The 10,527-nt window shown below is 66.7% G+C and carries 10 protein-coding genes; 7 read left to right on the top strand and 3 right to left on the bottom strand.

Going from position 1 to position 10,527, the window contains the following annotated elements; all coding sequences use genetic code 11:
• Positions 1-10 precede the first annotated feature (10 nt).
• Complete coding sequence (locus tag ABG80_RS16615) at positions 11-1,039, bottom strand: GGDEF domain-containing protein (protein ID WP_058088746.1); 1,029 nt, start codon at positions 1,037-1,039, stop codon at positions 11-13.
• A 275-nt stretch (positions 1,040-1,314) separates the two neighbouring features.
• Between ABG80_RS16615 and ABG80_RS22905 the strand changes: the two genes are divergently transcribed.
• The 3 genes from ABG80_RS22905 to ABG80_RS16625 all read left to right on the top strand — a co-directional run bounded on the left by ABG80_RS22905 (position 1,315) and on the right by ABG80_RS16625 (position 2,956).
• Positions 1,315-1,455, top strand: coding sequence for a hypothetical protein (locus ABG80_RS22905; protein ID WP_160322572.1), 141 nt, complete (start codon positions 1,315-1,317; stop codon positions 1,453-1,455).
• 188 nt (positions 1,456-1,643) lie between these two features.
• Entirely contained in the window at positions 1,644-2,201 is a 558-nt protein-coding gene (locus tag ABG80_RS16620) for a sigma-70 family RNA polymerase sigma factor (RefSeq protein WP_058088747.1), read from the top strand.
• Positions 2,198-2,956, top strand: a complete 759-nt coding sequence (locus ABG80_RS16625; protein WP_058088748.1) for an anti-sigma factor — start codon at positions 2,198-2,200, stop codon at positions 2,954-2,956. The genes ABG80_RS16620 and ABG80_RS16625 overlap by 4 nt, the downstream gene beginning before the upstream one ends.
• Positions 2,957-2,993: 37 nt before the next feature.
• Here ABG80_RS16625 and ABG80_RS16630 read toward each other — a convergent pair whose 3' ends face one another.
• Positions 2,994-3,641 (bottom strand): TetR/AcrR family transcriptional regulator, encoded by a 648-nt coding sequence (locus ABG80_RS16630; RefSeq protein ID WP_058088749.1) that lies wholly within the window; start codon positions 3,639-3,641, stop codon positions 2,994-2,996.
• Between the two features lie 286 nt (positions 3,642-3,927).
• Between ABG80_RS16630 and ABG80_RS16635 the strand changes: the two genes are divergently transcribed.
• The 4 genes from ABG80_RS16635 (at position 3,928) to ABG80_RS16650 (ending at position 9,680) form a co-directional block, all read left to right on the top strand.
• Entirely contained in the window at positions 3,928-5,088 is a 1,161-nt protein-coding gene (locus tag ABG80_RS16635) for an acyl-CoA dehydrogenase family protein (protein WP_058088750.1), read from the top strand.
• A 163-nt stretch (positions 5,089-5,251) separates the two neighbouring features.
• The gene (locus ABG80_RS16640) at positions 5,252-6,457 is read left to right on the top strand and encodes an acetyl-CoA C-acetyltransferase (RefSeq protein ID WP_058088751.1); all 1,206 of its coding nucleotides are present in this window, start codon (positions 5,252-5,254) and stop codon (positions 6,455-6,457) included.
• 17 nt (positions 6,458-6,474) lie between these two features.
• Positions 6,475-8,625, top strand: a complete 2,151-nt coding sequence (locus ABG80_RS16645) for a 3-hydroxyacyl-CoA dehydrogenase NAD-binding domain-containing protein (RefSeq protein WP_058088752.1) — start codon at positions 6,475-6,477, stop codon at positions 8,623-8,625.
• Complete coding sequence (locus tag ABG80_RS16650; protein ID WP_235513908.1) at positions 8,622-9,680, top strand: CaiB/BaiF CoA transferase family protein; 1,059 nt, start codon at positions 8,622-8,624, stop codon at positions 9,678-9,680. Before ABG80_RS16645 ends, ABG80_RS16650 begins: the two co-directional genes overlap by 4 nt.
• A 100-nt stretch (positions 9,681-9,780) precedes the next feature.
• Here ABG80_RS16650 and ABG80_RS16655 read toward each other — a convergent pair whose 3' ends face one another.
• The gene (locus tag ABG80_RS16655) at positions 9,781-10,290 is read right to left on the bottom strand and encodes a fasciclin domain-containing protein (RefSeq protein ID WP_235513909.1); all 510 of its coding nucleotides are present in this window, start codon (positions 10,288-10,290) and stop codon (positions 9,781-9,783) included.
• Between the last annotated feature and the right edge of the window lie 237 nt (positions 10,291-10,527).

The raw sequence follows: 10,527 nt of genomic DNA on the forward strand, positions 1-10,527 counted from the left end.
CGGCTGGGCGTCAGGCCCGCATGCCCACGAACATCTTCCAGCGTCGCTCGTTCTGCTTCTTGGCCTCGTACAGGGCCTGGTCGGCCTGCGACACCAGCTTGCGCACCGAGGTGACGTCGTCGGCGTAGGCGGCCATGCCGACCGACACGCCCACCCCCACCTCGTCGCCGCTGCTCAGCTTGATGGGCTGTGACACCGCGCGCACGATGCGCCGCGCCAGGGCCTGGGCCGACTCGGTGTCACCATCTCGCATGAGCACGCCGAACTCGTCGCCGCCCAGGCGGGCCAGCACGTCGCCGGCGCGCACCTGGGTCAGCAGGCGCTGGCTGACTTCCTTGAGCGTTTCGTCGCCAGCGGCGTGGCCGAATCCGTCGTTGACGGCCTTGAAGCCATCGAGGTCGAGCAGCAGCAGGGTGAAGGGCTCGCCCTGGCGCACAGCACGGCCGAACTCGGCCTCCAGTGCCCGCTCGAAGTGCACCCGGTTGGCCAGCCCCGTGAGGTGGTCGGTCATGGCCAGGTGCTTGAGCTGGTGGGCCTGGTGGCGCGCGCGCAGGGCGCACATCACGAGCTCGGCCAGGTCGTGCAGGGCGCTTTCCTGCTCGGCCGTGAACGCACGCGGTGTGGTGTCGAGCACGGCCAGCGTGCCCAGCACCGCACCGCTGACATCGATGAGCGGCGCCCCGGCGTAAAAGCGCAGGCGCGGCCCGGCCGTGACCAGGGGGTGATCGGTGAAGCGGGCGTCGCCCAGCAGGTCCGGGATGACCAGCGATCGACCGGGCTGGGTGATGGTGTGCGAGCAAAAGGCGACCTGGCGGTCGAGCTCGGGCACCTCCAGCCCCACGCGGGACTTGAACCACAGTCGGTGGCTGTCCATCAAACCGATGACGGCGATGGGCGCGGCCAAGGCATGCGCGGCCAGCCGGGTCAGGGCGTCGAAGTCGGTCTCCGGTTCGGTGTCCAGGATCCCCAGCGCGCGCAAGGCGGCGAGGCGACGGTTTTCATCCAGCGGGAACAGGTCAACGGGGCAGTCGGCTTGCATGGTGAATCGTTCAGGAGCTGATGGAGATATCGGCCGAGCGCTGTCAAACCTCAGCGCGCCCCCCTTGAATTCGGGGAAATGGCGAGCGAATGCACATGAAACGCGTTGCATGGGGGGCAACACCCGGCTCCCAGCCCATCGACCCCTTGATCGGGTGGGCGGGTTGCCCATCGGTGGGCGGTGCAGCAAAGGGATCACCCGCAACATTGAACGTGCGCCGTTGCCCAACATGAGGGTGCGTGGATGTTCACGCGTCAGCCAGGAAGGACCTCACCATGAACCCGACCCAGTGCACCCAACCCGAACAACTCTTCGCTGCCTGCATGCACGCCGGTGGCTGGCCCAAGCTGGGCTGGCAATGCCAGGACGACGCCGAAGAAGTGCTGTCCTGCTACGACGACATCATCCTGCTGTGAGTGGGGTGGCGAGGGGCCACTCGGCCCGCTCGCCCACGCCTGCCGGGTGAGGTGTCGCTGGCCAGGCAGGTGGTGCGCGCCGGATTCGGCAATTCTTGCGAGCAGGGTGCATCCGCATCGGCCTGGTGCCCGTAGAGTGAGCAGGAGGCGACTGTCGACCTCCGCCTCAACCCAGCGTGACCCCACCCATGACGGACCCTTCCGCCAACTTGGCAGCTGACTTCGATCACGAAGCGGCCCTTGAAGCCTGCGCCCGCGGCGAACGTTTCGCCCTGCGCGCCCTGTACGACCGAGAAGCCGCCTGGTTGCTGGCGGTGATTTTGCGCATCGTGCGCGATGCCGACCTGGCGCAGGACGTCCTCCAGGACGCCTTCCTGCAGATCTGGCAGAAGGCGGGCACCTTTCGCCGCGAGCTGGGCTCGGGCCGGGGGTGGATCTACACCGTGGCCCGCCACCGCGCGCTCGACGAGGTCAGGCGCGTGCGCCCCGAGCTGAACCTGGGCGAGGACTACCAGTCGCTGGCCGAGGCCTTGCCCACCCCAGACGCCGATGAGCTGCCGCACGACGAGGCGGCGCTGGCGCACTGCCTGTCGCAACTGGACGACCCCAAGCGCGAGTGCGTGATCGAGGCCTTCGTCGAGGGCTACACGCATGAGCAGATCGCTGCACGCCGGGCCAAGCCCGTGGGCACCATCAAGTCCTGGATCCGCCGTGGGCTGATCGCGCTCAAGGAGTGCCTGTCATGAACACCCAAGACCCGAATGAACGCACGGCCGAGGCCGGCGAGTACGTGCTGGGCACGCTGAACGCCAGCGAGCGACAGGCCTTCGAATCGGCCATGTCGGGTGACGAAGGCTTGCGTCGCGAGGTGTACGCCTGGCAGGGCCGCTTGCTGGGCCTGACCCGCCGCTTGCAGCCCGTGGTGGTGCCGCCCGAGTTGTGGGCGCGCATTGCTGCGCGACTCAATGGGGCATCGCAGTTCTTGACCGTCCCGGTGTCGTCCGCCGATGGCCTGGCGGCCAACGACGCGCTGTGGTCAAGCGTGCGCTTTTGGCGCTGGCTCAGCGGCGGCGCGGTGGCCGCAGCGGTGGTGATGTCGGTGCTGCTGGTGCGCACGGTGGTGGCGCCTCCGGCAGGGGTCGAGCAGGCCCAGACGCAGGCGCCGCGTTACCTGGCGGTGCTGCAGTCGCCTGACAACGCGGCCACCGGCTGGATCGTGGAAACCGTGGGCACCGACGCCATCCGCCTGGTGCAGGTGGGCGAGGGCGCCGCCATCCCCGAGGGCAAGACCATGCAGTTCTGGACCAAGCCGGAAGGCGCGGCAGGCCCGACCTCGCTGGGCCTGGTCAAGCCCGGCCAGGTGGTGGTGGTGCCCAAGGGCCAGCTGCCTGGCTTGGCCGACCGCACCTTGTTCGAGCTGACGCTGGAGCCGGCGGGTGGCTCGCCTTACGACCGGCCGTCTGGTCCCATCCTGTTCGTGGGCAAGGCCGTGCGGCTGTGACGCATCACGCGCGTGGCGGCGTTCGATCGATGAGGGCTCAGCCCTCGTCGGCCGACAGCGCCCGCCACAGGATGTGAAACAGCTCGTCGAACTGCTCGAGCAGCGACTGCTTCTCGCGCCGCACGATGTGCATCAGCACCACGCGGCCGATGATGCCCATGAAGATGTCGAGCAGGATCTTGGCCGACACGCGCCGGTTCAGCACACCGCGCGCCTGGCCGTCCTTGAAAACGCCCATGAAGGCGCCCATGAGCTCGGGGCTTTCGTAGATGCGGATGTTCTGGTGGCGTGAGACGGGCACCGCGGTGAACAGCAGCATCATCACCGCCGGGTGCTTGTCCATGTAGTCCAGCGTCACCCAGAAGGTCTTGCGCAGGCGCTCGCGCGCGTCGTCGATGCCCTGCAGGTGGTCGATCATGCGCTCGGCCAGGCGGCCCAGCATGACGTCGAGCATGGCGTAGACCAGCACCTCCTTGCTGCCGAAGTACTTGTAGATGGTCTGCAGGGAGACGTGCGCCTCCTTGGCCACGTCCAGCAGCGTCACTTCGTGGAAATCTCGCGTCGAGAAGAGGGTGAGCACGGCCTTCTCGATGCGCGAGAGCGTGTCGGCACGCATGCTGCCCAGGGCGGATCGGCGCTCGTCAGGCGTGCCGGGTGGCGTGGGTCGAGGGTCGGTCGCGGGCATGGGATGCGCTCATTCCAGGATGGAACGAAATCTTACCAAATGAACGGTCGTTCGAAAATTTTGGTGAAGCCCCCTTGCCTCGACATGACGTTAACGTCAAGATCAGCACCCGTTGTGCACCACGATGCATGGCTGGTTTCCCGGGCGTCAGCGGCTTGTCGCGGCCGATGCCTTGTGCGAATTCAGGGTTTACACCATGGGTAATTCAGATTACCGAAAGGCGTTGAACCGGTCTCGTGGTGCAGGAGCAGAACCCAACCCGACACGGATCGAGGAGACATCCCACATGCCCATTCAAAACTTCGCCCCCGCCTGGATGACCGAGGAACACCAGATGGTGTTCGACTCGGCCAAACGTTTCATGATCGAGCAATGGCAGCCCAAGGACGAAGCCTGGCGCGCCCAGGGCATGATGGACCGTCAGGCCTGGGAAGACGCCGGCGCCAACGGCTTCCTGTGCGCCTCGATGCCTGAGCAGTACGGCGGTGGCGGCGGTGACTTCGGCCACGAAGCCGCGTTGGTGCTGGCCCAAGGCGAAGCCGGCATCGGCGGCTTCGGCGGCTCGCTGCACTCGGGCATCGTCGCCCCCTACATCCTGCATTACGGCACGGAAGAACAAAAGAAGCGCTGGCTGCCCAAGCTCGCCACCGGCGAGCTCATCAGCGCCATCGCCATGACCGAGCCCGGCACGGGTTCTGACCTGCAAGGCGTGCGCACCCTGGCGCTGAAGTCGGCCGACGGCGAGAGCTACACGATCAACGGCAGCAAGACCTTCATCACCAACGGCCAGCTCGCCAACCTGATCATCGTGGTCTGCAAGACCGACAAGGACAAGGGCGCGCAAGGCATCTCGCTGTTCGTGGTCGAGACCGACGAGGCCCCCGGTTTCCGCCGTGGTCGCAACCTCGACAAGATCGGCATGGAGGCGCAAGACACCTCCGAGCTGTTCTTCGACGACGTGGTGGTGAGCAAGCACAACCTGATCGGCGAGCAAGAGGGCATGGGCTTCTTCCAGCTGATGCAGGAGCTGCCGCAAGAGCGCATGCTCGTGGCCCTGGCCGGCATCGCCGCCATGGAGTACGCCATGAAGGTGACGCTGGAGTACACGAAGGAGCGCAAGGCCTTCGGCAAGCCCATCTTCAGCTTCCAGAACACGCGCTTCAAGCTGGCCGAGTGCCAGGCTCTGTTGCTGGCTTCGCGCGCGCTGGTGGACGCCGCCATGGTTGCCCACCTCAAGGGCGAGCTGGGTGTGGACCGCGCAGCGCTCATCAAGTACTGGGTCACCGACAACCAGTGCAAGCTGATCGACGAATGCCTGCAGCTCTTCGGTGGCTACGGCTACATGAAGGAGTACCCGATCGCCCGCCTGTGGGCCGACTCGCGCGTGCAACGCATCTACGGCGGCACCAACGAGATCATGAAGGAACTCGCCAGCCGCTTCCTCTGAGGCGGGGAGCGCGCGCCAGCTGCGCGGGGCGATCCTGCGTTGGCGATGCTCGCCGTGCGCCTGTACGGCTGCGCTTCTCAACGCAGGCTCATCCCCGCTCGCTCAGGCGCCCGCAACCCCGTGAACCACTGAGTCACATCTACTTGAACAGAAGGAGCTTCTCATGATCGAAGCCTACATTTTCGACGCCGTTCGCACCCCGCGCGGCAAGGGCAAGAAAGACGGCAGCCTGCACCAGGCCACGCCCGTGTGGCTGCTGCGCACCCTGCTGCAAGGCCTGCAACAACGCCACAACCTCGACACCTCGCTGGTCGACGACGTCATCCTCGGCTGCGTGACCCCGGTGGGCGAACAAGGCGCCGACATCGCCCGCACCGCCGTGCTGGACTCGGGTTGGGCCGAATCGGTCGCTGGCGTGACACTGTCGCGCTTCTGCGCCTCGGGCCTGGAAGCCATCAACATGGCCGCTGCCAAGATCCGCGCCGGCCTGGGCGACATGGTGGTTGCCGGTGGTGTCGAGAGCATGAGCCGCTGGCCCATGGGCTCCGACGGTGGCGCCTGGGTCATGGACCCGCGCATCAACAGCGGCACCGCCTTCGTGCCCCAGGGCATCTCGGCCGACCTGATCGCCACGCTGGAAGGCTTCTCGCGCGCCGACCTGGACGCCTACGCAGCCGAATCGCACCGCCGCGCCGCCCTGGCGCAGTCGGAAGGCCGCTTCGACAAGTCGGTCATCCCCGTCAAGGACATCAACGGCATGCTGATGCTGGGCAAAGACGAGACCATCCGCCCCGGCACCTCGGTCGAGTCGCTGGCCAAGCTGATGCCTTCGTTCGAGATGATGGGCACCATGGGCTTTGACGCCACCGCGCTGGACAAGTACACGACCATCGAGAAGGTCATCCACGCCCACCACGCCGGCAACTCCTCGGGCATCGTCGACGGCGCCGCGTTGGTGCTGCTGGGCAGCAAGGAAGCCGGCATCAAGGCAGGTCTGAAGCCCCGAGCCCGCGTGCTGATGACGGCCGAGTGCGGCTCCGAGCCCACCATCATGCTGACCGGCCCGACGCCGGCCTGCAAGAAGGCGCTGGGCAAGCTGGGCATGACCCCGGGCGACATCGACCTGTGGGAAATCAACGAGGCGTTTGCCACCGTGCCCATGAAGACCGCCAAGGACCTGGGCGTGTCGATGGACCGCGTCAACGTCAACGGCGGCGCCATCGCCATGGGCCACCCGCTGGGCGCCACCGGCGCCATCATCCTGGGCACCGCCCTCGATGAACTCGAGCGTTCGGGCAAGTCCACGGCGCTCGCCACCCTGTGCATCGGTGCCGGCATGGGCATCGCCACCATCATCGAACGCGTCTGATCCGGGAGGCCCACACCATGACTCAATCTCAAGCCTTCACATTCGAAATCGATGCCGACGGCATCGGCCTGGTCACCATCGACATGCCGGGTCGCGCGATGAACGTGCTCAACCCGACCCTGGTCGAGCCCTTCGCTGCGCTGGTCACCCAGCTGGAAACCGACGCCAACCTCAAGGGCCTGGTCATCACCTCGGCCAAGTCGACCTTCATCGTCGGCGCCGACATCGACCAGCTCACGCAGATCACCTCGGCCGAAGAGGCCTACAAGCTGTGTGAAGACCTCAAGGGCATGCTGCGCCGCATGGAAAAGAGCGGCAAGCCCGTGGTGGCCGCGCTCAACGGCACGGCCCTCGGCGGTGGCCTGGAGCTGGCCCTGGCTTGCCACGCCCGCATCGCCATCGACGACCCCAAGACCAAGCTCGGCCTGCCCGAGGTCAAGCTGGGCCTGCTGCCTGGCGGCGGCGGCACGCAACGTGTGCCCCGCATGATCGGCATCCAGAAGAGCTTCGAGCTGATCACGCAAGGCAAGGAACTGACCGCGGCCAAGGCCAAGGACATGGGCCTGGTGACCGAGCTGGCCACCAGCCGCGACGACATGCTGGCCAAGGCCAAAGCCTGGTGCAAGGCCAACCCCAAGGCCTCGCAGCCCTGGGACAACAAGGGCTTCCGCATCCCCGGTGGCGACAGCAAGAGCCCGGCCGTGGTGCAGGTGCTCGCCATCGCCCCGTCCATGGCCAACGCCAAGGCGCACGGCAACTACCCGGCGCTCACCCACATCATGAGCTGCCTGTTCGAAGGCTGCCTGCTGGACTTCGACGCCGGCTCGCAGGTCGAGTCGCGCTACTTCGCCGCTTGCGTGGTCTCGCAGACCAGCAAGAACATGATCGGCACGCTGTGGCACCAGCTCAACGCCATCAAGAAGGGCCAGTCGCGCCCCAAGGGCTTTGCCGAGTCCAAGGTCAAGAAGGTCGGCATCCTGGGCGCCGGCATGATGGGCGCGGGCATCGCCTACGTGTCGGCCAAGGTCGGCATCGATGTCGTGCTGCTCGACACCACCATCGAGAACGCCGAGAAGGGCAAGGGCTACTCGCAAGGCCTGTTCGACAAGGCCATCTCGCGCGGCCGCAGCACGGCCGAGAAGCGCGACGCGCTGCTGGCCCGCATCCAGCCGACCACGTCTTATGAAGACCTGCAAGGCTGCGACCTGGTGATCGAAGCGGTGTTCGAAGACCGCGACATCAAGGCCGTGTGCACGAAGAAGTCCGAAGCCATCATCGCCGCCGACGCCGTGTACGCCTCGAACACCTCGACGCTGCCCATCACCGGCCTGGCCACGGCTTCGAGCCGCCCAGCCAACTTCATCGGCCTGCACTTCTTCTCGCCCGTGGACAAGATGCCGCTGGTCGAGATCATCGTGGGCGAGAAGACGTCTGACGAGACCCTGGCACGCGGCTTCGACTACGTGCTGCAGATCGGCAAGACCCCGATCGTGGTCAACGACGCCCGCGGCTTCTACACCTCGCGCGTGTTCGGCACCTACGTGATGGAAGGCCTGGCCATGCTGGGCGAAGGCGTGCCCCCGCGCTCCGTCGAGGTCGCTGGCCTGAAGGCCGGCATGCCCATGCCCCCGCTGGCCCTGCAAGACGAGGTCTCGCTGAGCCTGGCCCTGCACATCGCCGAGCAGACCAAGAAGGACCTGCTGGCCGAAGGCAAGGAGCTGCCCCACCACCCCGGTCAGGCCGTGCTGCAGAACATCGGCGCCACGCAAGGCCGCATCGGCAAGAAGGCCGGCAAGGGCTTCTACGACTACAACGGCAAGGAAAAGTCGCTGTGGCCTGAGCTGACCAAGCTGTACCCGCCGGTGGCCCAGCAGCCTTCGCAGCAAGAGCTGGTCGACCGGCTGCTGTACGTGCAGGCCAACGAAGCCGCTCGCTGCTTTGAAGAGAAGGTCGTGCGCTCGGTGGCCGACACCAACATCGGCTCGATCTTCGGCTGGGGCTTCGCGCCCAACCAGGGCGGCGCGCTGCAGTACATCAACGCGGTGGGCCCCAAGAAGTTCGTCGAACGTGCGCGTGAGCTGGCCAAGGCCTATGGTCCGCGCTTCGAGCCAGCGGCCATCATCGTCAAGCTGGCCCAGGAAGGCGGCCGCTTCGAGGACGTGGTGTGAGCGCGCACAGCGCCCAACCCACGCAGCAGGGCCCGCTGAGCGGGCTCCTGGCGGGCCTGCGCGTGATCGACCTCACGCGCAACCTGCCGGGGCCGTTCAGCACCCGCATGCTGACCGACCTGGGGGCCGAAGTGGTCAAGGTCGAGCCGCCCGAAGGCGACCCGGCGCGTCCGCTGGGCCCGCTGTTCGAGGCGCTCAACCACGGCAAGGAGTGCCGCAAGGTCGACTTCCGCAACGAAGCCGACCTCAACACCTTGCGCGACTGGCTGGCCACCGCCGACGTCATGGTCGACAGCTTCCGTCCTGGCGTGCTGCAAGGCATGGGGCTGGACGCAGCAACCCTGCACGCGCTCAACCCGAAGCTGGTGATGGTCTCCATTACCGGTTACGGGCAGTCGGGGCCTTGGGCGAACAAGGCAGGCCATGATCTCAACTTCATGGCGCTGTCCGGCGTGCTGGACCAGGTGAGGGCGCCCACGGGCGAACTGGCCTTGTCCAACGTGCAGTGGGGCGACCTGGCCGCGGGCAGCTCGATGGCCACCATCGCCATCCTGGCGGCGGTGATCGAGGCGCAGCGCACGGGCCGGGGCCGCCACATCGACGTCAGCATGACGCACGGGCTGCATGCCCACCTGGTCATGCCCAAGTCGACGGCGACCTTGCTGGCGCCGCTGCTGGGCCGCAAGCCGAAGGCGGGTGAAGACCTGCTCAACGGCGGCCTGCCTTGCTACAACCTTTACGCGACCGCTGACGGCCGCCACCTCGCGGTGGGCGCGCTGGAGTTCAAGTTCTGGAAGGTGGCTTGCGAGGTGTTCGAGCGGCCCGATTGGGTCAATCGGCACTGGCAACGTGGCTCGCTGCCGGGCACGCCTGATTGCACGGCGCTCAAGGCCGATGTGGCCGCGCTGGTGGCCTCGCAGCCGCTGGTGTTCTGGGCGCACAAGTTCGAGGCGGCCGACGCGTGTGTCACGCCGGTGCTGACGATCGACGAAGCACAGGCCCACCCGCTGTTCGCTGGGCAGGCCTCGGTTCAGGCTTGGCAACAAGTCGCGTGAAGTCGCTCGGCGTCCGAGCCGACCTCAGGCGTTGCTGGCTGGCGCTTGCCGGCGGCTGAACCCACAAAGGGGGCCTCGCGCCCCCTTTTTCACGCGTGCATCACTTCGGCAGCAGGACCTTGTCGACGACGTGGATCACGCCGTTGGACTGCATCACGTCGGCGATGGTGACGGTGGCCTTGCCGCCGTTCTCATCGGTGACGATCACCTTGCCGCCTTCGGTCGAAGCGGTGAGGTTGCCGCCTGCCACCGTCTTGAGCGTGGCCTTGCCGCCGCCGGCCTGGATGGCCTGGGTGACGGCCTTGGCGTCGAACTTGCCGGGCACCACGTGGTAGGTCAGCACCTTGGTGAGGGCGGCCTTGTTCTCGGGCTTGAGCAGGTTGTCGACGGTGCCGGCGGGCAGGGCCGCGAAGCCGGCGTTCACGGGCGCGAAGACGGTGAACGGGCCCTTGCCCTTGAGGGTGTCGACCAAGCCGGCGGCCTTGACGGCGGCCACGAGGGTGGTGTGGTCCTCGGAGTTCACGGCGTTGTCGACGATGTCCTTGGTGGGCAGCATCGGGGCGCCACCGACCATGACTTCGGCATGGGCCGTGCCGGTGGCCAGGGTCATCGTCAGGGCGAGGGCGGTGGTGGCGAAAGCGAAGGTTTTCATGCGAGCTCCTGTTGGGTCGTTGGGGGACGCCGCGTTGCTTGTTGATGCGGCTGAGGTCCCTTAGTCGGCCTTGCAAAATTCAATTTGAGCCCTTGAGTGCATGATCGTGGCTGCGTTCAAGGCTTGCTCGGACCCACATGCCCCACATGGCCAGCCACAAGGCGGGCGCAAAAAGGCCCTTCAGGCCCTTGCGGG

Source organism: Aquabacterium parvum (genome assembly GCF_001447195.1).
Classification (GTDB): domain Bacteria; phylum Pseudomonadota; class Gammaproteobacteria; order Burkholderiales; family Burkholderiaceae_C; genus Aquabacterium; species Aquabacterium parvum.